Annotated in this window: 20 protein-coding genes; 17 read left to right on the top strand and 3 right to left on the bottom strand. The window is 49.5% G+C overall.

Annotated features, from left to right (window positions below):
• Positions 1 to 47 precede the first annotated feature (47 nt).
• The gene (uraA, locus tag PSHG_RS05810) at positions 48 to 1,319 is read right to left on the bottom strand and encodes a uracil permease (RefSeq protein ID WP_010270704.1); all 1,272 of its coding nucleotides are present in this window, start codon (positions 1,317 to 1,319) and stop codon (positions 48 to 50) included.
• A gap of 180 nt (positions 1,320 to 1,499) precedes the next feature.
• On the opposite strand from uraA, the gene PSHG_RS05805 reads away from it, so the two are divergent.
• The 5 genes from PSHG_RS05805 to PSHG_RS05780 all read left to right on the top strand — a co-directional run bounded on the left by PSHG_RS05805 (position 1,500) and on the right by PSHG_RS05780 (position 10,694).
• Positions 1,500 to 3,677 carry a RelA/SpoT family protein gene (locus tag PSHG_RS05805; protein ID WP_010270702.1) on the top strand — a complete coding sequence of 726 codons (2,178 nt, stop codon included), beginning with the start codon at positions 1,500 to 1,502 and terminating at the stop codon, positions 3,675 to 3,677.
• A 75-nt stretch (positions 3,678 to 3,752) separates the two neighbouring features.
• On the top strand, positions 3,753 to 4,199 hold the full coding sequence (gene dtd / locus PSHG_RS05800) for a D-aminoacyl-tRNA deacylase (protein ID WP_010270700.1): 447 nt from the start codon (positions 3,753 to 3,755) through the stop codon (positions 4,197 to 4,199).
• Positions 4,200 to 4,585: 386 nt separating this feature from the next.
• A complete protein-coding gene (locus PSHG_RS05790) occupies positions 4,586 to 6,133 on the top strand; it encodes a coproporphyrinogen III oxidase (RefSeq protein WP_010270699.1) in 1,548 nt (515 codons plus the stop codon).
• A gap of 236 nt (positions 6,134 to 6,369) precedes the next feature.
• Positions 6,370 to 8,310: an FAD-dependent oxidoreductase gene (locus PSHG_RS05785; protein ID WP_010270697.1), complete on the top strand. Its 1,941-nt coding sequence runs from the start codon at positions 6,370 to 6,372 to the stop codon at positions 8,308 to 8,310.
• Between the two features lie 422 nt (positions 8,311 to 8,732).
• Positions 8,733 to 10,694: an FAD-dependent oxidoreductase gene (locus PSHG_RS05780; protein ID WP_010270694.1), complete on the top strand. Its 1,962-nt coding sequence runs from the start codon at positions 8,733 to 8,735 to the stop codon at positions 10,692 to 10,694.
• A gap of 334 nt (positions 10,695 to 11,028) precedes the next feature.
• On the opposite strand, the gene PSHG_RS30405 is transcribed toward PSHG_RS05780, so the two are convergent.
• Positions 11,029 to 11,283 carry a hypothetical protein gene (locus PSHG_RS30405; RefSeq protein ID WP_148497650.1) on the bottom strand — a complete coding sequence of 85 codons (255 nt, stop codon included), beginning with the start codon at positions 11,281 to 11,283 and terminating at the stop codon, positions 11,029 to 11,031.
• Positions 11,284 to 11,590: 307 nt separating this feature from the next.
• Between PSHG_RS30405 and PSHG_RS30400 the strand changes: the two genes are divergently transcribed.
• From PSHG_RS30400 to PSHG_RS05760, 5 genes are all read left to right on the top strand, one after another.
• A complete protein-coding gene (locus PSHG_RS30400; RefSeq protein WP_148497648.1) occupies positions 11,591 to 11,863 on the top strand; it encodes a hypothetical protein in 273 nt (90 codons plus the stop codon).
• Positions 11,864 to 11,879: 16 nt separating this feature from the next.
• Positions 11,880 to 13,127, top strand: coding sequence for a histidine--tRNA ligase (gene hisS, locus PSHG_RS05775; protein ID WP_010270693.1), 1,248 nt, complete (start codon positions 11,880 to 11,882; stop codon positions 13,125 to 13,127).
• A gap of 174 nt (positions 13,128 to 13,301) precedes the next feature.
• Positions 13,302 to 15,077, top strand: a complete 1,776-nt coding sequence (gene aspS, locus PSHG_RS05770; protein ID WP_010270687.1) for an aspartate--tRNA ligase — start codon at positions 13,302 to 13,304, stop codon at positions 15,075 to 15,077.
• A 33-nt stretch (positions 15,078 to 15,110) separates the two neighbouring features.
• On the top strand, positions 15,111 to 15,863 hold the full coding sequence (locus PSHG_RS05765; protein ID WP_010270685.1) for a tRNA threonylcarbamoyladenosine dehydratase: 753 nt from the start codon (positions 15,111 to 15,113) through the stop codon (positions 15,861 to 15,863).
• A 240-nt stretch (positions 15,864 to 16,103) separates the two neighbouring features.
• Positions 16,104 to 17,417, top strand: a complete 1,314-nt coding sequence (locus PSHG_RS05760) for a replication-associated recombination protein A (RefSeq protein WP_010270683.1) — start codon at positions 16,104 to 16,106, stop codon at positions 17,415 to 17,417.
• Positions 17,418 to 17,486: 69 nt separating this feature from the next.
• Here the strand turns inward: PSHG_RS05760 and mnmA are convergent, their stop codons facing one another.
• Complete coding sequence (gene mnmA / locus PSHG_RS05755; RefSeq protein WP_010270682.1) at positions 17,487 to 18,620, bottom strand: tRNA 2-thiouridine(34) synthase MnmA; 1,134 nt, start codon at positions 18,618 to 18,620, stop codon at positions 17,487 to 17,489.
• 358 nt (positions 18,621 to 18,978) lie between these two features.
• Between mnmA and cymR the strand changes: the two genes are divergently transcribed.
• The 7 genes from cymR to ruvX all read left to right on the top strand — a co-directional run bounded on the left by cymR (position 18,979) and on the right by ruvX (position 26,651).
• Positions 18,979 to 19,398 (top strand): cysteine metabolism transcriptional regulator CymR, encoded by a 420-nt coding sequence (cymR, locus tag PSHG_RS05750; RefSeq protein ID WP_010270679.1) that lies wholly within the window; start codon positions 18,979 to 18,981, stop codon positions 19,396 to 19,398.
• A 152-nt stretch (positions 19,399 to 19,550) separates the two neighbouring features.
• Positions 19,551 to 20,705, top strand: coding sequence for a cysteine desulfurase family protein (locus PSHG_RS05745; protein ID WP_010270677.1), 1,155 nt, complete (start codon positions 19,551 to 19,553; stop codon positions 20,703 to 20,705).
• Between the two features lie 450 nt (positions 20,706 to 21,155).
• Complete coding sequence (locus PSHG_RS05740) at positions 21,156 to 21,356, top strand: hypothetical protein (RefSeq protein WP_010270673.1); 201 nt, start codon at positions 21,156 to 21,158, stop codon at positions 21,354 to 21,356.
• Between the two features lie 201 nt (positions 21,357 to 21,557).
• Entirely contained in the window at positions 21,558 to 22,637 is a 1,080-nt protein-coding gene (locus PSHG_RS05735) for an AI-2E family transporter (RefSeq protein ID WP_010270670.1), read from the top strand.
• 444 nt (positions 22,638 to 23,081) lie between these two features.
• Entirely contained in the window at positions 23,082 to 25,709 is a 2,628-nt protein-coding gene (gene alaS / locus PSHG_RS05730; RefSeq protein WP_010270667.1) for an alanine--tRNA ligase, read from the top strand.
• 183 nt (positions 25,710 to 25,892) lie between these two features.
• Positions 25,893 to 26,159 (top strand): IreB family regulatory phosphoprotein, encoded by a 267-nt coding sequence (locus tag PSHG_RS05725; protein WP_010270663.1) that lies wholly within the window; start codon positions 25,893 to 25,895, stop codon positions 26,157 to 26,159.
• A 75-nt stretch (positions 26,160 to 26,234) separates the two neighbouring features.
• Positions 26,235 to 26,651 (top strand): Holliday junction resolvase RuvX, encoded by a 417-nt coding sequence (ruvX, locus tag PSHG_RS05720; RefSeq protein WP_010270660.1) that lies wholly within the window; start codon positions 26,235 to 26,237, stop codon positions 26,649 to 26,651.
• Positions 26,652 to 26,656: the final 5 nt, after the last annotated feature.

Raw genomic sequence — 26,656 nt, 5'->3', positions numbered from 1 at the left:
CGAAGTGAAAGTGCACTTTGTGGGGTTATCTCTAATGGTTTGGTCTCTTACTCATTGTCATTCGTCAGCTTAAATGCGGTTAGCAGACGAAGAAGCAAGCTTAGTACAATAGCAACGACGGTAGCCAAGGCCATGCCTTTTAATTCAAAGCTGCCCCATGAGAATGTGGTTCCGCTGATTCCGATAACCAGAACAACGGTGGTCAAAATAATATTGGTCGGTTTCGCGTAATCCACTTTTGCTTCGACCAGCATCCGTATGCCGGAAGCGGCGATAACACCGAACAAGAGCAGGGAAACGCCGCCCATAACGGGGTCAGGAATCGTCATGATGACAGCAGATATTTTGCCGAAGAAAGAAAGAACGACAGCAATCACTGCGGCTCCGCCAATGACCCATACCGAGTACACCCGGGTTAAGGCAAGGACGCCAATGTTCTCTCCATAGGTCGTATTAGGAGTGGAGCCAACAAATCCGGACAAAATGGTGGAAAGTCCATTTCCGAGCAGCGAGCGGTCCAAGCCGGGTTCCTTGGTCAGATCTTTGCCTACGATATTGCCGGTTACAATCAGATGGCCGACATGCTCGGCAATAACGACAAGGGAAGCGGGAACAATGATCAAAATGCTGGCCAAATCCCATTGAGGCGTATAGAAGGTGGGCATGTCCAGGACATTGGCCTCTATAACCTTAGTGAATTCAACCAGCCCCAGTCTCCACGCTGCAAAGTAGCCGACAAAAATGGATACGAGTATAGGGATGATTTTCAAAAAGCCGCGAAATACTACCGTTCCTAAAACCGCAACGCCCAGCGTGATTAACGAGACGGTTACCGCTTTAGGATCAGGGCTCCACGTCTCGGATTCACCCGCGTCGGGAATGAATCCGGCTAATTTCGCTGCGACCGGTACGAGCTCCAATCCAATTAACGCAACGATTGCGCCCATAGCTGCAGGAGGAAAGACGACGTGGATCCAGCCTGTACCTGCCATTCGGATGATTAAGGCGACCAGGGAAAAAATAACCCCCGTGACGATAAAGCCGCCAAGCGCCATTTCATAATTGCCCCCGCTCAGCACGACAAAAACCGGGGAAAGAAAAGCGAAGCTCGAGCCAAGATATGCTGGAATCTGGCCTTTGCAAAGAATCAGGTAAAGCAAGGTGCCTATCCCATTCATCAGCAGAATGGTAGCCGGATCGACTCCGAACAGGATCGGTACGAGGACAGTGGAGCCGAACATGGCGAATAAATGCTGCAAGCTTAAAGGCAAGCTTTTAAGTAGTGGTGGACGCTCGTCCACGCCGATAGTTTTCTGCAAAGCGTTTCCTCCTTACACGATTTTAAATCCAGGAGATATCTTACTATATAGTTTGTCTTTTTGAAAAGAAAAATGTTGGCGAATCGCTGCTGAAAGGCCGAGTTTGCGGCGATTCTTGACGGGAGCCCGGCAGAAGCGCATAATGAATAAAAATGGACATAAGCGAGAAAGGGTTTGGGAATGGGGATTGAGCACTTACTGGAGAAGGCATCAACCTATCTGAAGGAGAAGGACCTTAACAAAATCAAAGAGGCTTACGAATTTGCGGAGAAGGCCCATCATGGACAAGTGCGGAAGTCCGGGGAGCCGTATATTCTGCATCCGTTAGCCGTTGCTGATATCGTAGTGAACATGCAGATGGATGTGACATCAGTCATCGCTGCTCTGCTTCATGATGTCGTGGAAGACACTACGGTTTCTCTGGATACCTTAAAAGAACATTTTGGCGAAACCTGCGCTATGCTCGTGGATGGATTAACGAAGCTCGAGAAAATCAAATTCAAATCGAAGCAGGAGCAGCAAAACGAAAACTACCGGAAAATGTTTGTTGCTATGGCACAAGATATCCGCGTAATTCTGATAAAGCTTGCCGACCGGCTGCACAATATGCGTACTTTGAAATATCAGTCGGAGGAAAGCCAGCGTCGGATTGCGGATGAAACCCTGGAGATCTTTTGTCCAATTGCCCATCGTCTTGGTATTTCCGCAATAAAATGGGAAATGGAAGATATTGCTCTGCGCTACTTGAATCCGCAGAAGTATTACCGCATTGCGAACTTAATGCAGAAGAAGCGGACCGAGCGCGAGCAGTATATTAAGGACGTCATCATTAAGATTAAGGAAAAAGTATCCGAAATGGGCATCGAGAGCGATATATCGGGTCGTCCCAAACATATATACAGCATTTATAAGAAAATGACGGCACGCGGAAAGCAGTTTAACGAGATCTATGATTTGCTGGCGATCCGGGTCATCGTGGACAATATCAAGGATTGTTACGCTACCCTTGGCATCATTCATACATTGTGGAAGCCTATGCCCGGAAGATTCAAGGACTACATTGCCATGCCCAAAACCAATATGTACCAGTCTTTGCATACGACTGTGATCGGCCCTAAAGGGGAGCCGCTGGAAGTGCAGATTCGCACCTGGGAAATGCACCGGACTTCGGAATACGGAATCGCGGCACACTGGGCGTATAAGGAAGGCAGCGCGGTGCCTTCCGGCTCTTTCATGGAAAAGATGAACTGGTTCCGGGAAATTCTTGAGCTGCAAAACGAAGCCAAAGACGCGTCCGAATTTATGGAATCGTTGAAGATGGACTTTTTTAGCGATCTCGTTTTTGTGTTTACGCCTAAAGGCGAAGTAATCGAGCTGCCAGCTGGCTCGGTGCCGCTTGATTTCGCTTACCGCATTCATACGGAGGTTGGAAACCGGACGATCGGAGCGAAGGTAAACGGGCGGATTGTTCCGCTGGATCATAAGCTCAATAATGGAGACATTGTTGAAATATTGACATCCAAGCATTCCTACGGACCAAGCCAGGACTGGTTGAAAATCGCCCAGTCCTCCCATACCCGCAACAAAATCAAGCAGTGGTTCAAGAAGGAAAAGCGGGAAGAAAACGTGGCCAAGGGAAGAGACGCTGTGGAACGGGAGCTGAAGCGCCTTGGTCTTGACCCGGCGGCTTGGATGAGCGATGACAAGCTGCTCGAGGTAGCCGGCAAGTACAACTTCAACGATATTGAAGACATGCTGTCTGCTATCGGATTTGGTGGCATTACTGCAGCCCAGATCGTCACGCGCCTTACTGAGAAGCTGCGCAAGGAATCAGCGGAGCAGAACTACCAGCTCAGCAGTGAGGTGAAGGAGGTCAAGTCGTCACCGGAGAAGAAAAGCCGCCCCACTCATGGCGTTCGGGTCAAAGGGGTGGACAACCTTCTGGTGCGGTTTGCCCGCTGCTGCAATCCGGTTCCAGGGGATGAGATTATCGGCTATATTACCCGCGGCCGCGGGGTTTCGGTGCACCGTGCGGACTGCACGAATATTCCCGATACAGAGGGAGAAGAGGGCAACCGCGTAATCGAAATCGAGTGGGCTGATTCGGTGGAAGCCAACTACAGTGTCGAGATTGAAATTACCGGACATGATCGTTACGGATTGCTCAATGAAGTGCTGCAAGCCGTATCGGAGAGCAAGACAGTCATCTCTGCCGTTTCCGGGCGCTCTGATAAAAACAAGCTGGCGCAAATTCATATGACCATCCTTATTCGCAACACAGACCATCTGCATTCCGTTGTCGAGAAGATCAAGCGGCTGCAGGATGTCTACTCCGTGCAGCGGATTATGCAGGCATAGGCGGTTTGAGCTGCCCTTTGCGGCTGTTGCGCCTAACCTGGCAGCAGGAATGGAAGGAAAGAGGGGCATGACTTAATGAAAGTAGTATTGCAAAGAAGCAAAGCGGCCAAGGTGGAGGTAGAGAGCAGGATTGTCGGGCAAATTGACCATGGGCTCGTGCTTCTGGTTGGAATTACACATGAGGATACGGAACGGGATGCTCTCTATTTGGCGGACAAGATTAGCGGCCTGCGTATCTTTGAGGATGAAACGGGCAAAATGAATCGCTCTGTACTGGATACAGGCGGACAAATCTTGTCGGTATCCCAGTTTACTCTTTATGGTGATTGCCGTAAGGGGAAAAGGCCCAGCTTTACAGAGGCTGCCAGACCCGAGCCGGCCAAGGCGCTTTACGAGCAATTTAATCAATACCTGGCGGACAAAGGGCTAGCGGTAGAGAGCGGAATATTCGGTGCCATGATGGAGGTCTCCCTGGTCAATGACGGTCCGGTTACTCTAATTCTGGATAGTCGGCAGAGCTGACGGTGATCGGGTGAGTCGTTCATAATCCCGGGGGAAAAGGGGGAAGCTACTCCAAACAAACACAACCGGTAAAACGGGAGGTTATCGCCCTTGCGCCAATCGATCATGGAGCAAGCCGTTCAAGGAGTACTTCAATGCATTCCTCCATCTGGCAGAATAGAATGCCGTCTGTTTCAAGAAATGCAGGAATGGCCGGAAAGGAAGGGCCAAGGACATGAGCCGTCAGCGATAAAGTGGACCTATAAAAGTCCTGGTCGCTCATAACAATTGCTTATAAATGCAATTCGGGAAAGAACCGGAGTAAACGAGCCCCGGTTCTTTCTTCTGTATACATCTTATGTTACACTTTAATCTGAACTAGTCCTGCAGGGCAGGAGCGCACGGAGGTGCCGTGGTTGAAAGCAGCCATTACGCGAATTGGATTTGATGATTTTTCAACAGAGATTGTTAATGTAATCAGACTTTTTTATGAACAACCAACAATTGAGTGGGGCGATGCTGCCGACGCTGATTGGGCTATGACGATGGAAGCCTATGAAGGAGAGCCGGAGCGCGAGGCTTCCTGCAAGGTTCGTTTGGCGATGATGGATGGAAGCGGCAGCTGGAATTACTCGCACAGCCAGCTTCTCGTCGGGGAAGGGGAATCCCGGCGCGGAGCTTTTAAGCGCGTAATCCTCTATGCTCTTCTGCAGGTGCTTAGGGAATCAACAGGAATGGAACAGCCCTGGGGAATCCTAACCGGTGTGCGTCCAACCAAATTAATGCATAATTTGCTTAAAGAGCATGGAATGGAGACCAGTCAGCAAATTTTGCGCGAGCAGTACTTGGTTACCGAGCCCAAAGTCGCCTTGCTGTCCGAGATCGCAGAGCGGCAGCTGAAAGTAATACCTGACTTTTTCGCGCTGGATAAGGAAGTCAGCATTTATATTGGCATTCCTTTTTGCCCGACAAAGTGTGCGTACTGCACCTTTCCCGCTTATGATATTCGCGGTAATAATGGCTCGGTCGACGGATTTTTGCAAGGACTGCATTATGAAATCCGCGAGACAGGCCGTTGGCTGAAGCAGGCCGGACTAGGCGTAACGACCATTTATTGGGGAGGAGGAACACCGACCAGCATAGAGGCCGAAGAGATGGACTCGCTTTTCCAAACCATGCAGGAGGCTTTCCCTGCCTTGGACAAGGTGCGTGAGTTGACTGTAGAGGCTGGAAGGCCGGATACGATTACCCCGGCCAAGCTCGCTGTGATGAGGAAATGGAAGGTTGATCGGATAAGCATCAACCCGCAAAGCTTCACCCAGTCAACCCTGGATACTATCGGGCGCCACCATACTGTGAAAGAAACCGTGGAGAAATTCATGCTCTCCCGGGAAATGGGGCTGGATAATATCAACATGGATTTGATTATTGGCCTGCCAAATGAAGGGGTCGAACAATTCAATCACACGCTGGAGCAAACGGCGAAGCTGCTGCCTGAATCGTTAACCGTACATACGCTGTCATTCAAAAGGGCGTCAAAAATGACCAAAAACCGCGGGGAATATGAGGTTGCGGAGCGGGATGAAATTAGAGAGATGATGATCCTGGCCGAGCAATTCACCGAACGTCACGGCTACAAGCCTTACTATCTCTATAGGCAGAAAAACATCCTGGGCAATCTCGAGAATGTCGGCTATTCACTGGAAAACAGGGAAAGCCTGTACAATATTCTTATGATGGAGGAGCGTCAATCGATTATTGGGCTTGGCTGCGGAGCTGTTAGCAAAATAGTGTTTCACGGAGAAGAACAAGGTGAAGTCAGCAAAATAGAACGTTTCCCGAATCCAAAGGAACCGTCAGCTTACATTGAAAATTACCGTTCTTATGTAGACAAGAAGCTGCAGATGCTGGATCAGGCTTATTGTTCTGCAAAGCTTTCCAGTGTAATGGAATAGAGCGCCTCTCGTGCTAGGCTAGTTTTATCTAATACTGGCTAAGGACGGAGTGCATAATTTATTTTCGGCTCAAGCAAACTGGTTTGCTCAGTATTTTGCATAAATCCAGTGGAGGTATGTCAGGCAGGATATAGATCAATTCGGTTTTCCCTTGACTATATTTTGTTGCCTGCGGATAGTAACCCGAGTTATGCAAGGTATTTGCATTTTTATTTTTGTATATATGGAGGGACTTCATGGCAAGGAACAAATGGCTGGTTTTAATTGTCACCGTCTCTGTTCTGCTGTTTGCAGGCGGAGGCTGGATGCTGTACAAGGCGATTTACGGCGGCGGAGGACCAACGTCAACCCCGGAAGCCCAGGAGCTGCAAAAGGTAGAATATTTGGACCGGGCGGAAGAAGAATATGACGTTATAGTGGTGGGAACCGATCCTGAAGGTATTGCCGCAGCAATATCAGCAGCCAGGAACGGCTTGAAAACTCTTTTGATTGACGGGCATGACCGTGAAATTTTAGGCGGTTTGATGACACTTGGCTGGCTAAACACAATTGATTTGAATTATGATGCAGACAAAAAGGCAACGTTGCCAGGGGGCCGGCACGGAGTTTTGAACGAAGGGATTTTCTCCGAGTGGTACGATATGGTTGAAGGAGATTCCTTTGACGTAACGACGGCGGCCAACGCCTTCAACGAGCTGGTGAGTGCCGAAGACAATATTGATCTTGTGCTGATGGCTCAGGAAATTGAGCCATTAATGGCGGAGGGTACGGAAGAACCGGCGATCGAAGGAATCCGCGTTGTGCATGAGGATGGAACTCCTCAATCGGTAAGAGCTAAGGCAGTAATTGATGCTACCCAGGATGCGGATTTTGCTTATGCAGCTGGCGTACAATTTACGCTTGGGCGGGAAGATCTGGGCGACACGGTATCGCAAATGGCGGTAACATTAGTATTCCGTTTGGTAAATGCCGATGAAGAGTTCTGGCAGGCGATCACCAAACGTCTTGCTGATCTGAATGATCCTAACTATGGAACTACTACGATGTCAGCGTGGGGCTTTAACGAGATGCAGGAATATCCGCCGCAAAATGCGGAGCGGCTGCGGATGAGGGGATTGAACATCGGGCGTCAGAACGATGAGTCGATTCTGATCAATGCGCTGCAAATTTTTGGCGTTGACCCTTATGATCCTGCCTCTAAAGCCGAGGCCAAGGAAATAGCTGAAGCGGAGCTGAAGCATATACTGAAGTATATGAAGGAGCTCTATCCTGAGTTTGCACCACTGGAGCTCGGCGGAACCGCGCCGGAGCTGTATGTACGTGAGAGTCGCCATATGAAGGGAATGTACCGCCTGACGATCCTTGATCTGCTGGAGAACAAAGATCAATGGGATCGCATTGGCTTTGGCTCGTATCCCGTTGATATCCAACGGACGAGTCCAAGTGATTACGGTGCTGTCGTTATGAACCCGGTCAAATATGCGATTCCGTTCCGCAGCATCGTGCCTCTGCACGTAGATAATCTGCTTGTTGTCGGAAAAGCATCCAGCTACGATACACTGCCTCACGGAAGCGCCCGCGTTATTCCAACCGGAATGGCTACTGCGCAATCGGCTGGTGCGGCCGCGAGAGTAGCGATCGAAGAAGGTTTGACCTTCCGGGAAATGGCGGAGTCTCGTGAAGCGATCAAGAAGCTTCAGGATTTGATTAACGATCAGGGGATGGATGTACAGCCTTACACACCGAAGATACAGCCCTATATGGAACATCCGGCGTATCCTGGTCTAAAAGTTGCGGTTTATCTCGGAATGGCAACCGGCGGCTATGACAACAACTTCTATCTGGATGATGAGAGCAATTCGCAGCGGTTTGTCAATCAAGTGAATTTAGCCAAGCGGGTCTATCCGGAAGCGTTCAAATCGGATCCTTCACAAGCCATTGCTAACATGCAGGAACCCGCTTCCCAGCCGCTGACGCTGCAGCAGGCCAGCCTGACGATCGCCTACGCTGTCGGCTTAGAGGCTGCACCTGAAGAGGCGCAGGCTGAATTAATAAATGCGGGTCTGCTGCGTCAAGAAACGGTTGATTTTATTGAAGATCAGAACCAGCTGACCAATGGAGAATCTTATATGATTTTTAAAGACGTGCTGGAAAGATTGGTTGGCGTTAGATTTTAATCTATTACTGTGCTTTTCCCAATATCATCAACACCCTTTGCTTGGCTAGCAGAGGGTGTTTCTTTTTGTTTGCTTCCTGCTCTTACAATAACTCGCCCCCGATTAGCTTTTTCTCTGTGAATCAACTGATTGGCATAAAAAGTTACCGCTAATACCGGGTTATTCGTCTTCGAGTAGACTCCGTTCTAAGCTTTTTTTACCACATCAGAAAGCAAAAGGATTTCAAAAACCCGAAAACCTGCTTTCTGATTGGCATAAAAAGTTACCGCTAATACCGGGTTATTCGACTTAGAGCAGGCTTCGTTCTAAGCTTTTTTTATGGGTTTGTTTAAGTTTTCTTAAGTATTCCTTTATTTAGCTTTTAAGAGCTGCGGGTATAGTTATTGATGTCGACAAACATAGAGATATTGGAGGAAACCGATTTGCGCAGTAAACATACACTATTAATCGTTCTATTAGCTGTCTTCTTGGGATGCGGGGGAGGGTGGCTGTATTTTAAAGCCCAGCAGAATGCGGGGCCTTCTGCACCGGAATCCCCCCCTTCTTCTGCCCGCCAGCCGCAGCAGCTGGAACAAGTGGAATACCTTTCAGAGGCCAAGGAGCAATATGATGTCATTGTAGTCGGAACAGATCCCGAAGGGATTGCTGCCGCACTCTCTGCATCACGCAATGGACTTAACACATTGCTGGTCGATGGTTATGACCGGGAAATTCTCGGCGGTCTGATGACCCTCGGCTGGCTGAACACGATCGATATGAACTATGACGAGGAGAAGAAAGGTTCTGGCGGATCCCGGAAGCCGGTACTTAATGAGGGAATTTTTTCGGAATGGTATGCGATGGTTGAAGGAGACTCGTTTGATGTGACTACGGCGGCCAACGCTTTTTATAAACTGGTCAAGGAAGAGGAGAATTTGGATCTGCTGCTCAAGGCTCAATCTATAGAGCCTATTGTCTCGACAGATGATCAAGACGGGAAAGCTGTGGAAGGTGTTACGCTTAAGCTTGCTGATGGAAGAGAGCAAACCGTCAAGGCGAGCTACGTGATTGACGCAACGCAGGATGGAGATATCGGCTATGCCGCAGGCGTTCCTTTTACCGTAGGAAGAGAGGATTTGGGCGATGTGGAATCGCGTATGGCGGTTACTCTCGTGTTCCGTTTGAAAAATGCGGATGATCAATTTTGGAAAAAGGTCGAAAAAAGACTTGCGGCCGATGGTGATCCCAACACAGGAACGACAGAAATGTCAGCCTGGGGATTTGGAGAAATGCAGAAATATCCCGCGGTTAATAAAGAGCGTGTGAAAATGCGCGGACTGAACATCGGTCGGCAAAATGACGACACGATATTGATTAATGCGCTGCAAATTTTCGGAGTTGACCCATTTGATCCGAAATCGAAAGAAGAAGCTTTTCAAATCGGCAAAGACGAGCTGCCTAACATCCTGAAGCATATGCAGGACCTTTATCCGGAATTTGCTGACCTAGAGCTGGATGCTACAGCACCGGAGCTGTATGTAAGAGAAAGCCGTCATATGGTGGGCATGTATCGCTTGTCCATTGTTGATGTGCTGGAAAATAAAGACCATTGGGACCGGATCGGCTTCGGCTCATATCCGGTAGACATACAGCGAACCAGTCCTGAAGATAATGGGGCGGTAGTGCTGAACCCGGTCAAATATGCGATTCCGTTCCGCAGCATCGTGCCGCTTGAAGTAGACAATCTGCTGGTTGTCGGCAAAGCGGCGAGCTACGATACGCTTCCCCACGGAAGCGCCAGAGTTATTCCTACGGGTATGGGCACTGCTGAATCGGCTGGGGCCGCAGCCAAGGTAGCGATGGAGAAGAACATGACGTTCCGCCAGCTCGCCGAGTCGGAGGAAGCCATTGCCCTGTTGCAGGAGAGGATCAACAACCAAGGTATGGACGTCCAGCCGTATACGCCCAAAACGTTAGCCTATATGAAGCATCCAGCTTATCCGGGACTTAAGGCTGCCGTATACATGGCGTTGACCGTTGGCGGTTATGACAACAACTTTGCGCTGGATGATATTTCGAATCCGCAGCGTCTTGTTAACCAGTTGAATTTGAGCAGCAAAGTGTTTCCCGACACTTTTGTGACGAATCCATCATCCGCTGTATCAGGCATCAACAATCCGGCGGAGCAAGCTCTAACCCTGGAGCAGGCCTGTCTAACGATTGTCAAGGCGCTTGGCCTGCAGATGAATATTAGTGCGGATGAGGCTCAGGCAGAGCTGGTGGAAAGAGACTTGATTGCAGCTGAAGCATTCGAGAGCATTAAAAATAGCAAGAAGCTGACGAACGGTGATGTATTCATGCTGCTTTACAGCATTTTGGACAAGCAGGGGGAAATTGATTTTTAACTCAATAAAACAGACAGCTTCAGCTTACGACGATGAAGTTGTTTATGAAATGATTTTATTTCCCCCATGTAATCAAACTGTAATATAACGATCATCGTTTCGTAATTTTGCTTGGCTATACTTAGAACTGACCCCTTTTGTAATAGATAATATTTAACGGCCTACAAACTTTGTGTTGTAGGTTTTTTTCTGCATTCAGCTGATAATCGAGCAAAAACCTTGACATCTGCCGGGGGCCGCGTTACAATCTATTTTATTCCACAGCATGTTTGCATTCCTTATTCGTGTTCGTGCTGTAATTTATTAGGTTTAGTTTTAAACAAGCTGGTACATACTAGCGTACAATAAGCAAATCCTGCAGATGGGAAAGAGTAATCCGACCCCACCTCGTCAGAGAAAGGAAGCCTTGGGCTGGAAGCTTCCTAGAGGATGATTGGACGAAAGACCTCCCGGAGGACAGCTGGTGAACATCGTGATTCCATTCGGAATGGACGTCATTAGCCAGCATGCGTATGTCGGGCGTTAACCGAGTCAAGTGCGGAAGCAGAAGCAGCAGCTGTTCATGCAAACGATGGACGCGTAACTGCAAGGTAGGTAACTGCTCCGAATGTGGGTGGTACCACGGGAGATTGTAAACAATCCCTCGTCCCAGGCTTAAGGCCGGGACGGGGGTTTTTTTATATTTTACCTCATGTTCTCAGTACCCTTGCGAACTGTAACGCTCGCAGTGGTCCTTATTTGGACAAAATCAGGGGGATATACATTCTAACGCTTGCTATCGTCCATATTTTGCTAAAATCGCGATTTTTCTGCCTTGTTGTCACAAATAAGAGCGAGGAGGCGAGGAGAAGAGTTAGAAATAAAACCCTCGCCTTTATTGCCAAATAAGAGCGAGGGTGAGCGTTAGCGTAAGTCATCCTGGAAAACACCCTAGTGAACATCTCAGGCCTGTCTCACAGGACCGCCCGCAGGACACCAGAGCCTGCCTCGTAGAGCACTCAGAGAACGGCCCGGAGAACAACTCGGATCATCCGGAGAACAACTCGGATCATCCGGAGAACAACTCGGAGAACATCATCCCGATTCACAAAGTAATGAGCGGTATGGTGCTGCATCTCCGGCAGTGTCTCGTCACAAATCTAGATCAAAAGGAAACAGGGGTTAATTAATAAGGAGGGAACGGACATGGCGTTTCAAAAGCCGAAAGGCACACAGGATTTACTGCCTGGAACGATAGAGAAATGGCAGTATCTCGAACAAGTGGCAAGAGATCTATGCCGCAGGTACAATTTCAAGGAGATTCGCACGCCTATCTTTGAGTATACGGAGCTTTTCCAACGCGGAGTCGGCGAAACGACCGATATTGTAGAGAAGGAAATGTATACGTTCGAGGATAAAGGGAAAAGAAGTATCACCCTGAGGCCGGAAGGTACGGCGGGCATAGCCCGGGCTTATGTGGAAAATAAGCTGTACAGCGATCCTGACGTCACCAAGCTATACTATATTGGTCCCATGTTCCGGTATGAGCAGCCGCAAGCGGGACGGTACCGGCAGCTTCACCAATTCGGGGTGGAGGCTTTTGGCTCGGAGGACCCGGCCTTGGATGCAGAGATTATTGCGCTGGGCTACAGCTTCTACCAGGAAGTAGGCATCCGCGGGGTGACGGTGGAGATCAATTCCGTGGCCACACCGCAAATTCGCGCTCAATTCCGCGAGCAGCTCATTGCCTACCTTCAGCCGATGAAGGAAGAGCTGTGCAAGGATTGCCAGAGCCGGCTGGAGCGAAACCCGCTCCGTGTGCTCGATTGCAAAATTGATTCCCATCGCTTTGGCGATGCTCCCAGTCTGCTTGATCATTTGGATGATTATGCAGCGAAGCATTTTGAGGCGGTTAAAGCCGCTTTGCACGAGATGGAGATTCCGTTTGTCGTTAACCCGAGGATGGTGCGAGGCCTTGACTACTACACTTACACGGCTTTCGAATACAAGGCTGCCGGAATCGGAGCGATCGATACGATTGGCGGCGGAGGCCGCTATAGCGGGCTGGTCCGGGATATTGGCGGTGGTGATCAATCGGGGGTTGGCCTTGGACTGGGGCTGGAGCGGACTCTGCTGCTGCTTGAAACGCAGGAGGTTGAGCTTTCACTTTCTGCACCGCTTGATGTTTATCTGATCCCGATGGGCGAAGAGGCGGAGAAGAAAGCTGTCAGCTTGCTGCATCAGCTGCGTTCACAAGGCATTGCCGCCGAGAAAGATTACATGGGCCGTAAGATGAAAGCTCAATTCAAGGCAGCTGACCGCGCTTTAGCCCGTTACGCAGCGATTATAGGAGAGGATGAGCTGAACAACGGCGTGGTCGCTTTAAAGGAAATGGCTACCGGCGAGCAGCAGTCAGTACCGTTTGATCAGCTGGCGATAAAGCTCAAACAATAACGGCAGTTATTTTGCCTCATTCGAGAGACTAAGCCCTCAGCGCTTAGAGGCTCAGCTCTTTGCCCTTAGAGGCTCAGCCCTTTGCACTTAGAAGTAAGGTCTTTTCCGTTTTCGAGGTTCATTCATACTCGTTCTGTTATTTTAAATCGATTCAAGGAGGAAGCAGCAATGGCAATGTTAAAAACGCATCACTGCGGAAAACTGAGCAAGGAGCATGTAGGGGAAACGGTTATTCTTAACGGTTGGGTACAAAGACGCCGTGACTTAGGGGGGGTTCTGTTCATAGACTTGCGCGATCGTACGGGAATCGTACAGATTGTCTTCAACCCTGATTTCTCAGGAGAAGCATTGCAGATCGGTGATCGCTCCCGGAATGAGTATGTGCTCGCCGTTAAAGGGAAAGTCGTCGAAAGAGATGAAGAGACCAAAAATCCGAACCTGGCTACCGGTGAGATTGAAGTTCAAATTACAGAAATTGAAATAATCAATGCAGCGAAGAACCCGCCGTTTTTTATTGAAGACGGTATTGAGATCGATGAAAGCCTTCGCTTGAAATATCGCTACCTGGATCTTCGCCGTCCAGAAATGCAAAATACGCTGCGACTGCGCTCAAAAGCGGCCAAAATTTTCCGCGATTTCCTCGATGAGAAAGAGTTTATCGAGGTGGAGACTCCTATTTTGACGAAAAGCACGCCGGAGGGCGCGCGCGATTATTTGGTGCCGAGCCGGGTGCATCCGGGTGAATTTTTCGCGCTGCCGCAATCTCCGCAAATTTTCAAGCAGCTTCTCATGGTCGGCGGACTGGAACGCTATTATCAGATAGCCCGCTGCTTCCGTGACGAGGACCTGCGTGCCGACCGCCAGCCGGAGTTTACCCAGGTGGACATTGAGACGTCATTTATTTCCGAGCAAGAGCTGCACGATATGATGGAAGAGCTGATGGTCAAGCTGTTTAAAGAAACCGTCGGCGTGGACATTCCCCGCCCGTTCCAGCGTTTGACTTATGCGGATGCTATCGGCAAATACGGCTCGGATAAGCCGGATTTACGCTTTGGGCTAGAGCTGGTTGACGTCACCGATATCGTCAAGGACAGCGGCGTAAAGGTATTCTCAACTGTAGCCTCCAAGGGTGGCTTGGTAAAAGCTCTGAATGCCAAAGGCTGTGCTTCCTGGAGCCGCAAGGAGCTGGATGACCTGCAGCCGTTTGCCGTCCGTTATGGCGGGAAAGGTATGGCCTGGATTCAGGTGAAGGATGGAGAATGGAAAGGGCCTATCGTCAAATTTTTTAGCGAAGAGGAAAAAGCGGCGTTAACCGAGAAATTACAGGTGGAAGAAGGGGATCTGCTAGTCTTCTCCGCCGATACGCCGAAGGTCGTGGCTGATGTACTGGGCAACCTGCGTTTGAAGCTCGGTAAAGACCTGGGACTAATCGATGAAAAAGCATACAAGTTTGCTTGGGTCGTGGACTTCCCGCTTCTTGGCTACGATGAGGATGAAAAGCGTTATGTCGCAGAGCATCATCCGTTCACGCGTCCGAAGGAAGAAGATATTCCTCTATTTGACACGGATCCGGGTAAAATCCGCGCTCAGGCCTACGACCTTGTTCTGAACGGGTACGAGGTGGGCGGCGGCTCCATGCGGATTTACCAAAGAGAGGTGCAAGAGAAGATGTTCGCGGCTCTCGGCTTTTCACCTGAGGAAGCCAAAGAGAAGTTTGGTTTCCTGTTAGAGGCATTCGAATATGGAACTCCTCCGCACGGCGGAATCGCCTTTGGCTTTGACCGTCTGGTCATGCTGCTGGCAGGACGCAGCAATCTGCGTGAAACGATTGCCTTCCCTAAAACGGCAAGCGCCACATGTCTGCTAACCGATGCCCCGGGAACAGTCGATCAGCAGCAGCTGGAGCAGTTGTCGATTCGCGTGGCTATGAAGCAGCCGTCGGGCAAATAGCAGCCAATCTGGACGAAGGGGGTACAATCATTTATGCTTAACCAGTTTTCCAGAACAGAGCTTGCCATCGGACCGGAAGGCATTGACGTTATGAAGGGCAGCACGGTTGCCGTGCTGGGAGTCGGCGGTGTCGGCTCATTCGCGGTAGAGGCGCTTGCCCGGACAGGTGTTGGGCGGATCATAATGATCGATAAAGATGTCGTGGATATTACGAACGTGAATCGCCAGCTGCACGCTCTGCTCTCTACGGTGGGCAAGCCGAAGGCCGAATTGATGAGGGAGCGGATCAAGGACATTAATCCCGAATGCGATGCGGTAGCCTTGAAAATGTTTTATAACGAAGAGACGTATGAACAGCTATTCGCTTACCCGCTCGATTATGTGATCGATGCCTCGGACACGATCAGCTACAAGATTCATTTGATCAAGGAGTGTCTCAAACGCGATATCCCCTTGATTTCCAGCATGGGAGCGGCTAATAAGATGGACCCGACCCGTTTTCAGGTAGCGGATATTTCCAGGACGACGATGGATCCAATTGCCCGTGTAATTCGCCAGAAGCTGCGTAAGGAAGGGATCCGCAAAGGGGTCAAGGTGGTTTTTTCGACCGAAGAGCCGACGAAGCCGCGTCAGGATGTTACCAAGCAAATCGTGCCTGACAATGCGCCCGAGATCCGCAAGGCGAAGCAGCCGCCAGCGAGCAACGCTTTTGTGCCGCCAGTAGCCGGACTGATTATGGTTAGTGTGGCCGTTAAAGACCTGTTAGCCAAAGCAGGAATCGAGTAGCCTCCCAACCTGATTTCATTCGCGGGAATCAAGCGGCATCCTTACCCGATTTCAAATCATGGTATAATAGAGCATGTCCCTTCCTGAATTTCAAGGGAGGGCATGCTTTTTTGCTGAACCTCTATTATTTTCAAGCTTAGCATATGCGTAATACTCTTAGGTACAGGGTAACTGCAATAGTATTTTTTCCTGATCATTCAAAAAAATTTTACCTGATTAACTAATGGAGGGAAGCTAGCGATGGATTTATTTTCGTTTTCTTCTTCGGCTTCCGAGAAACGATTGCTTGCGGACCGAATGAGGCCGCGGGACTTATCGGAATATATAGGACAAGAGCATCTTGTGGGGGAAGGAAAAATGCTGCGCCGGGCGATTGAGGCCGATCAGGTGACATCGCTGCTGTTGTACGGTCCCCCGGGAACCGGAAAAACAACACTGGCGCATATTATCGCCAATCAATCCCAAGGGGAGTTTGTCCGGCTAAACGCGGTAGACGCCTCGGTCAAGGACGTACGCGAGGTTATTGACCGCGCACGGGACCAGAAGGCGATGTACGGGACGAAGACGATTCTTTTTCTCGATGAGGTGCACCGCTTTAATACGGCAAGACAAGACGCGCTGCTTCCTTCAGTAGAGGAGGGCACGATTATTTTTATCGGGGCAACAACCGAGAACCCTTATCATCATGTGAATGGTGCTCTGCTGTCGCGTTCTACCTTGTTTCAATTGAAGCCGTTAACCGAGGAGCACTCTTTGATTGCTCTTCGGAGGGCACTGGCTGATGAGGAGCGGGGATTGGGCAGTTTACCGCTTGCAGCTGATGAGGAAGCTTTGCTGCACATTGCCCATGTAGCTAACGGGGATATCCGCCGGGCGCTGCAGGCTTTAGAACTGGCTGCCCTCACCACGCCGCCGGCGGCAGACGGAAACATTCATATCACGCTTGAAGTAGCGGAGGAATCTATTCGCCACCCTACCGTCAAGGCGGATAAATCAACGCAGTATGATGTGCTGTCCGCTTTTCATAAGAGCATCCGCGGCTCCAGCGATGCGGCGCTGTTCTGGTTTATTTATGCGGTGGAGAAGCTGGGCATGGATCCGATGGTGTTCCTGCGCCGTTTGATCGTGGCTTGCAGCGAGGATATCGGACTGGCCAATCCCCAGGCGATGATTCAAGCAGTTACAGCTATGGACGCTTATCACAAAATCGGCTGGCCGGAATCGAAGTATGGTATCGCGCAAGCCATCTTGTTTGCAGTCGAGAGCCCGAAATCGAATTCGCTTCCGCTTGCGCTTGGCCGTGTAGAGGAAGCATTGCAGCGCTTTTCTTCGGCTGCAGTTCCGCTGCATCTGAGGGATGCTCATTACAGCGGGGCACAAAAACTGGGGCATCAAGGCTACAAATATCCGCATGATTATCCTAATCATTATGTGGAGCAGCAGTATTTGCCGGACGAGCTAACGGGGCAGATTTTCTTTGAAGCAAACGAGCAGGGGATGGAAGAGAAGATGCGAATGAATCAGCAAAAAAGAAACCGCAGCCGGGTCCGGTAGGGACCAGCTGCGGTTATCCTCGCGGAGCGCACTTATCCGAGTCTTGCTTGACTGTGAAAAAAATACAGCTTAGCGTGCGGGCTCTCCTGCTTCCAAATGGGGAATGGGGGAGAGCGATTCGACCGTATCTATCGTTCCCCCGCCAATGCACTCTTCGCCTTGATAAAAAACAACGGCTTGTCCGGGAGTGATAGCCCTTTGCTCGCGGGCAAAATCGACCCGGACTTTATCTGCGGCGAGCTCGGTTACGGTAACCTCCTGATCCGGCTGACGGTAACGGAACTTGGCCGTACAATGCAAAGTGCGGCCAGGCGATTGACCGCTAATCCAGTTCACTCCGGTAGCCATCAGCGAAGTAGAATACAGGCTTGGGTGATCCCCCTGTACTACATAAAGAATGTTGTTTCTCAAATCCTTGCCGGCAACAAACCACGGTTCGCCGGTTCCGGAGCCGCCAATTCCAAGTCCTTGCCTTTGGCCAAGCGTATAATACATTAGTCCGTCATGGCGTCCTTTTAGCTCACCGTCCAGTGTTCTCATTTCCCCGGGCTGGGCGGGCAGATAATGGCTCAGAAATTCCTTGAAATCCCGTTCGCCGATAAAACAGACGCCGGTGCTGTCTTTTTTCCTCGCAGTCGGCAGGCCGGCTTTCTCGGCAATCGCCCGGACTTCCGGCTTCGGCAAATGCCCGATAGGAAACATTGTTTTGGACAGTTGGCTCTGGTTCAAAGCGTTGAGGAAGTAGGTCTGATCCTTGTTCGAATCGACTCCGCGCAGCAGTCGGTAGCTTCCGTCCCGCTCGGCAACTTGAGCGTAATGGCCTGTTGCGATATAATCGGCCCCGAGCTCCATTGCTTTGCGCATAAAATCGCCAAACTTGATTTCGCGGTTGCACATGACATCCGGATTAGGGGTGCGGCCGCGCCGATATTCGTCAAGAAAATAGGCAAATACTTTGTCATAATAAGCTTTTTCGAAATTGACGGTATAGTAAGGGATACCGATATGGGAACAGACCCTGCGCACGTCTTCCGCATCTTCTTCAGCGGAGCAGTGGCCGAATTCATCCGTATCGTCCCAATTTTTCATGAAAATCCCGATTACCTCGTAGCCCTGTTCTTTGAGCAGTAGTGCGGCAACAGAGGAATCCACTCCGCCTGACATGCCAAGAACGACCCGGGTGTTATGGGCTGGCTTGCTCATCATTAATCCCCCCGCTTTGCTTTCGGTTATCCCTTTATTCTACCACATTTTTATCCTTTTCAAGCAAATCGGTTTTGCCGCAAATGAATTCATGGATCTGTCAAGGAATCACTTTCAGGCTTTACAATTCTGTGTTAACATATAGTAATATAGACAATTAGGATTTTTGCTGAGATCATCTGCTTTTTTGCCTGGCGAGCGGTACATTTTCCGGGACATTCTATCGTTTTGTGAATTGGGGTTCGTGAAGTCTTTCGATTACGCCGTAGCAGACTTATAGCCGCTATTGATTTTGGCAATACTAGATGGTACATCCTACAAGTAATAATTACTATATTTAAATAACGAGGTGCTTTTTTTGAAGATTTCAACTAAAGGGCGTTATGGACTAACCATTATGATGGAGCTTGCTATCCGTTTTGGAGAAGGCCCTACTTCCCTTAAAAGCATTGCAGAAAAACATCAGCTCTCCGAGCATTATTTGGAGCAGTTGATCGCTCCGCTGCGAAATGCGGGATTGGTGAAGAGTGTAAGAGGAGCTTATGGTGGATATATTTTAAGCCGGCCTGCCGAAGAAATCACCGCTGGGGATATTATTCGGGTGCTGGAGGGGCCGATCAGCCCGGTCGATTTTACCGAGGAGGATGATCCTGCGAAGAGAGATTTGTGGATTCGCATTCGTGACAGCATCGCCGGAGTTTTGGACTCGACCACACTATCTCAGCTGATTTCCTACTCGGATCCAGGGACATCCGACAGCTACATGTTTTATATTTAAGCATTTCGCAGTCATTCTATTTCATCCTTAAGCGGCAGCGGGAGATAGGATCAATTAAACTTGCCCTATATCTTGTCAAAAGCTAGGCTGGAGTACCGGTGCCAAATGCTGATTGATATTAATTTACGAAGGATATCAGGAGATTTAATCCAATGAATAGAATCTACTTGGATCATGCGGCTGCTTCCCCGCTGCGGCGTGATGTTCTGGAGGATATGATGCCTTATTTGACTGAGGTGCATGGCAATCCTTCCAGCGTTCACGCATTCGGCCGGGAAGCCCATCGCGCTTTGAACGGGGCGAGGGAGCAAATTGCGGCAATACTTAACTGTACACCGCGAGAGTTAATATGGACATCGGGCGGAACGGAAAGCGACAACCTGGCGCTATTTGGTGTAACCGGCAGTCTGGTTGGAAACGAGCCGCCCCCCCATATTATTACTTCACAGATTGAGCACCACGCTATTTTGCATGCCTGCAGTGAGCTGGAACAACATGGAATCCAGGTCAGCTACGTTCCTGTTAACCGCTATGGACAGGTCGATCTGCAGGATATTGAACGCGCTATTCGGCCGGGCACGGTTCTTATTTCTATTATGTACGCGAATAACGAAGTAGGCACGATTCAGCCGATTTTCGAGATTGGCGAGCTTGCCCGCTCCAAAGGCATTGCTTTTCATGTTGATGCCGTGCAGGCCGCTGGTCACCTAAGCCTGGATCTTGCGCGTTTGCCCGTTGATCTCATGAGCTTCTCCGCGCATAAGCTCGGGGGGCCGAAAGGAATCGGCCTGCTGTATTGCTCATCCAGGATCAGGCTTCACCCCCGACTGTTCGGAGGGTCACAGGAGCGCAAACGCCGTGCAGGGACAGAGAACGTTGCTTTTGCTGTAGGCTTTGCCTCTGCACTTCAAAGAGCTGTACGGCACGAAAGCGAAAATAATAACCATGCATTTCAGCTGCGACAGGCAATGCTTGAAATTTGGACCAACGAACTATCCTCCTCGGGATTTGTCATAAATGGCCATCCACAAGATAAGCTACTCCACATCCTTAATGTCAGTTTTCCAGGTGTTTCAACCGAAACCTTGCTCATGAATCTGGATTTAGAAGGAATCGCTGCTGCTAGTGGTTCAGCCTGCACGTCCGGGGCTTTGGAGCCCTCTCATGTGCTGAAGGCCATGAACCTGCCGGCCGAGCAGCTGCAATCAGCAGTTCGCTTCAGCTTTGGACCTGATACAACGCTGGAAGAGGTTCGTACAGCCGCTGCAAAAACTGCAACCATCGTCCAGCGTCTACGTACAACATAGAATAGTCGTCTGCAGTATGAAGAAAGGCATGCTGGTTCACACTGGCAGGCCCCTCCCGGAGGCAGGCTGCTGAGATAAGTCACAATTTATATTTCAACAATGAATCGTTCAACTATATAAAGCCAGGTATAGCTTTCAATCAAATGTGAAACACTGGAAATAACGGGAACGAGGATCGTTCGAACGAGGAAGAAGCTTTTACGCAACAGGCCGGCTTGCTCGTCCGATCTGCTGTTGTAACTCTTTTAAAAAAATTTTTGCTTGCTAGGTTTATGCTGTTTCAATTTTGGATAAATGACTAGTAGGATTTAATGGATGCGGTAGGTTTAGCGAACGATGCGAGGAGGCCGGAATTCCCCCTATTTCCTTAGTGAAAAATTGTGGAATAAGGTAACCTGGTGCCTGTAAATCCGAACGATCCAAAATGATATTAAGGAATAGGGTGAGAACATGCTGAGATGTCCAAATTGCAATTCAAAAGATATTGGTAAAATTGGTTCCCATCAGTTTTATTGCTGGGGCTGCTTTATTGAATTAACGGTTAACGGAGAGAAGATGTCAGTCTATCAGGTTGAAGAAGACGGTACATTAAGCTCATTAGACGATCTCTTTTTCGAAGAGGAATGCCAAGACCAGGTTCAAATCAATTAGAGCAAAGGGATTCATCCGGTTTTTCATGAGGCGGTTACTACCCAAGGAGCCCCCTGATGGAAAGCCGGATGTTTTTAATTTAAAGGCGCTATATCCTGCTGCAGGTTCGAAGATAAAGAATAAAACAGGAGCGGGCAAAGCCATACTAACCAAAACATGTTTACGATCATGCTTTGATTAGTATCATCCGGAGGATTGATCATGAAGCCATTTTACCAGAGCCGCTGGTTTGGCCTTGCCGCCTATGTGTTAATCGGCTTGAGCATAGCCTATATGCTCCTGCTTAATAAGCCTATACTTCTCTGGATCTATCGCTTTCTGCGTACTGTGCTTACTCCTTTCATTGTTGCACTGATCATTTCCTATGTGCTGAATCCGGTTGTGAACCGGCTAACCAGCCGCAAAATGCCGCGAACGGTAGCTATTTTATTAATTTATGCCGTATTTCTGCTTATTCTCGGAGTGCTGCTCGTTAATCTTATTCCAATCGTGGAGGCGCAGATGATGGAATTAAATGAGCACATACCGAAAATGACAGCAAAAGCGGAAACGATGGTCACTTCTTTAAGTGATCATCCCTTGCTGCCAGAAGGGGTTCGCCAAGGAATCGAGCAGTCGTTAAGTCGTCTGCAGAATTCTCTGTCTACCGCCATATCCCAGTATATCGATCGAATTGGAAATACGCTTAGCATGCTCCTGGTTGCCTTCATCATTCCGTTTTTGGCATTCTACATTTTGAAAGACTTCAAGCTAATTGAGAAAAGCGTAATCACGTTTGTTCCCGCAAGCCACCGTAAATCCATCATAAGGATGCTGCTCGATATGGACCGGGCGCTAGGTCAGTACATACGCGGCCAGCTGCTGGTTGCAGTCATCGTCGGTGCTCTGGCTTATATTGGGTATTGGCTGATCGGCATGCCTTATGCGCTGCTGCTGGCAGGAATTGTATCCATATTTAATATCGTTCCTTATATCGGCCCGTTCTTTGGAGCAGCGCCTGCCATCCTGATGGCCGCCACAGTTTCCTGGAAGATGGTGCTGTATGTGGTGATTGTCAATACCATTGTGCAAATTTTAGAGGGCAATGTGGTCTCTCCTCAAGTTGTAGGCAGAACGCTTCACATGCATCCCTTAACTATTATATTGGCCTTGCTGATTGGCGGGGAATTAGCGGGCATAGTCGGGCTCATTCTGGCCGTTCCGTGCCTGGCAGTGCTGAAGGTCATTTTCCAGCATGTGCGGCAGTATTACTTGAGAAGAAAGCGGTTTGCTCTTAAGTAACCCTTTGGCTCTGCCGGGGGATGGACAGACAGCCCACAAGGAGCGCCATTTCTTGACATTCCCCGGAACAAACAGCTATAATGTGGTGCATAAAGGGGAATTGAACATCGGATTAAAGCGAGGACGAATTCTATTCATCAGAGCCCACCGTCAGAGAGAAGGTTCCTGTACACCAAGCTGTGCGGGCTGGAAGAACCTTTCGGTTGAAGAATGGTGAAAGCTGTTTTCGGAGCGCGGATGAACTCCGCCGGTTGAGAGCCGTTATCTCTCTTTCGAGGAGATTGCTTTACAGGCAATAACCAGGGTGGTACCGCGATATCTATCGTCCCTGTCATTCAGGGGCGATTTTTGTTGTCCGGCTTTTTCTCATGATCGCCGGTTTAGGCCTGAGAATCCAATGTTTACAATAGCATTTTGCATAATTATTGTAGGAGGAATGTAGTAATGAAAGCTAGTGAAATCCGTCGGAAGTGGCTTGACTTTTTTGCTTCCAAAGGTCATAAGATTGAGCCGAGCTCATCTCTGGTTCCGCATAACGATCCGTCATTGCTATGGATTAATGCCGGAATGGCGCCGTTGAAGCCGTATTTTGATGGCCGGGTAAAGCCCGATAATCCGAGAATTGCCAACGCGCAAAAATGTATCCGCACCAATGATATTGAGGTGGTAGGCAAAACAAGACGCCACCATACCATGTTTGAAATGCTGGGGAATTTCTCAATAGGAGATTATTTCAAGGAAGAAGCAATCACTTGGGCCTGGGAGTTCTTAACCGGCAAAGAGTGGATCGGGTTTGACCCTGACCGTTTGTCGGTCACGGTGTATAAGGAAGACGATGAGGCTTACCGTCTGTGGAGTGAGAAAATAGGCATTCCGAAAGAGCGCATTTATCAGCTGGGGGATGACAATTTTTGGGACATTGGCGAAGGGCCTTGCGGACCGTGTACCGAGATCTTTTATGACAGGGGAGACGCTTATGGCGATTTGAATGATCCCGAGTGCTGGCCGGGCGGAGAAAATGAACGTTTTCTAGAAGTATGGAACCTCGTATTCTCCCAATTCAACCACAACAAGGATGGTTCCTATACGCCGCTGCCCAATAAAAACATCGATACGGGAGCCGGCCTTGAAAGGTTTGCCTCGATTTTGCAAAATGTGGATTCAAACTTTGATACGGATTTGTTCGTCCCTATTATTGAGAGAATTTGCTCCATTACAGGCGTTGCCTATAAAAGCAGCCAAGAGCAGGATGTCGCCATCAAGGTCATCGCTGATCATATCCGTACGGTTGTATTTGCCGTAGGTGATGGGGTGCTGCCTTCTAACGAAGGGAGAGGCTACATTATCCGCAGACTGCTGCGGAGAGCAGTTCGATACGGCAAGGTTCTTGGCATGGACAAACCATTTCTCCATGAATTGACCGCAGTTGTAGCCAAGGTGATGGGAGATTACTATACCGAGGTTGCTGAGAAGCAGGAATTTATCGCCAAAGTCATTCGCACGGAAGAAGAACGTTTCTACGAAACGCTGAGTGACGGTCTGGCGATCCTGTCCGCAATGGTCGAGCAGGCCAAAAGTGCAGGCAAGCATGAAATCAGCGGTTCTGATGCTTTCAAGCTGTACGATACCTACGGTTTCCCGTTCGACTTGACCGAGGACTTCGCCAAAGAGCAGGGACTTACGGTGGATCAGGACGGGTTCGACAAGGCGATGCAGGAGCAGCGAAATAGAGCTCGCGCAGCCAGACAGGATACCGAAAGCATGAAGGTTCAGGGGGGGCCGCTGTCAGAATTGACGGTTAAAAGTGAGTTTGTTGGATATAATGAGTTGGTAACTACTGCTAAGGTCGTCGCCCTCTTTGCGGAAGGAGAGGCGGCCGAACAGTGCGGGGAAGGTCAGCGGTGTCAGGTAGTTTTGGACCGGACTCCCTTCTACGCAGAATCCGGCGGTCAAGTCAGCGATACAGGAGAGCTGATCGGCGGCGGTGTGAAAGCGGCAGTGGAAGAGGTTAGCAAAGCCCCTAACGGACAGCATGTACTGCTCGTACTCATTACCGAGGGCACTTTAAAGCTGAATGATAATGTGGAAGCTGCGGTTGATAGAATTAAGCGCCAGGATATAATCAAAAATCATACGGCCACCCATCTGCTGCACCGCGCATTAAAGGATGTATTGGGAGATCATGTCAACCAAGCTGGCTCTCTGGTCGCTCCGGAGCGACTAAGATTTGATTTTTCACACTTTGGTGCGATTAGCGAAGAGGAACTGCAGGATATCGAATATAGGGTTAATCAGCAAATATGGAATCGGACGATGCTCGATATTTCTTCCATGCCCATTGATGAAGCGAAGGCTATGGGGGCAATGGCCCTGTTCGGAGAAAAATATGGTGAAGTTGTCCGTGTTGTGCGTATCGGCGATTACAGCATTGAGCTGTGTGGCGGCTGCCATGTAGACAGTACATCCGAAATAGGGCTGTTCAAACTGCTTGGCGAGAGCGGGATTGGTTCAGGTATTCGCCGGATTGAGGCGGTGACTGGACGTCATGCGTTCCGCTATGCTGATCAGCAGCTCGATTTGTTGAAGCAGACCGCTGCACTATTGAAAACTAACTTAGCTGAGGTGCCCCGCCGGGTAGAAGGTCTAATGCAGCAATTGCGTGAAGCCGGCCGCGAGAATGAATCTTTGCGTTCGAAGCTGAGTCATTACGAAGCGGGCAGCTTAACAGGGCAAATTCAAGATATTAACGGTATATCGGTACTGGCTGCCAAGGTTGAAGTCTCGGGTATGGAAGCACTGCGCAGCATGGTGGATGAACTGAAAAACAAATTGGAATCAGGTATAATTGTCCTAGGGGCTCCAAGTGAGGAAAAAGTGAATCTGGTTGCCGCGGTAAGCAAAGATCTGGTTGGCCGCGGGTTACATGCCGGACAGCTGATCAAGGAGGCTGCTGCCATTTGCGGCGGTGGAGGCGGTGGCCGCCCCGACATGGCGCAAGCGGGCGGTAAGGATGCTTCCAAGCTGGATGAAGCTCTAAATCGCGTTCTGGAGCGAGTTAAAGAAACGGTTTAGTCCCCACGTGCCGGACCTGGAATTCCGTCTGAAAATGGAAACGACAGGAAAATCGAGAGAAATTTTGGTCGTTTTAGAGGGATTTTCAGCTTTCGTATCGAATAGTACATGTGGGTATCCCGCAGCAGATCATCCTTTCGAAGATAAGCTTTGCGCGGGCAAAGCTTTCAGGAGGTGTGTTCATTGAGTTCCATGGACAAAACGATGAAATTTGATGTCAGGGGAGACGGCGAAGAAGCATCGGCTGAAGAGGTACTGACTACGGTTTATGATGCTTTGCAGGAGAAGGGCTACAATCCCATTAACCAGATTGTCGGCTATTTGCTCTCGGGCGATCCGGCGTATATTCCCAGACATAACAATGCACGCAGTTTGATTCGCAAGCGGGAACGGGATGAGCTGATAGAGGAATTGGTCCGTTCTTATCTTAAAGATAAGAATAAACGATAAGGATAGCCGCTATATTCCAGACCAAAGCCTTTCTTTCCCCGCCGAATAATGCGAGAATAGGGGAATACACTGTTTATGAGACTGATGGGACTGGATTATGGAGATAAAACGATTGGTGTAGCGATCAGTGATGAACTCGGCTGGACGGCGCAAGGCGTGGAAACGATCCGCCGGACGAACAGGAAGGCCGATATGAAGCGGCTTGGCGAGTTAATCCGGGAACATCAAGTGGAAGAAATCGTCGTGGGTCTTCCCAAGAACATGAACGGAACAATTGGTCCCCGCGGGGAGCTTAGTATGGAATTTGCCGAACAATTGCAAAATACATTTAAGCTGCCCGTTCACCTTTGGGATGAAAGGCTGACCAGCATAGCCGCGGAACGCACTCTGCTCGAAGCGGATGTCAGCCGGAAGAAGCGGAAGCAGGTTATCGACAAGATGGCTGCGATGCTTATTTTACAAGGTTATATGGACTCTAAAAAAAGAAGGTGAGGTTT

The organism is Paenibacillus senegalensis JC66, assembly GCF_000285515.1.
Taxonomy (GTDB): Bacteria; Bacillota; Bacilli; order Paenibacillales; family NBRC-103111; genus Paenibacillus_L; species Paenibacillus_L senegalensis.
The sequence above is the reverse complement of the archived record's forward strand: the minus strand, read 5'-3'. Positions and strand labels throughout refer to the sequence as shown.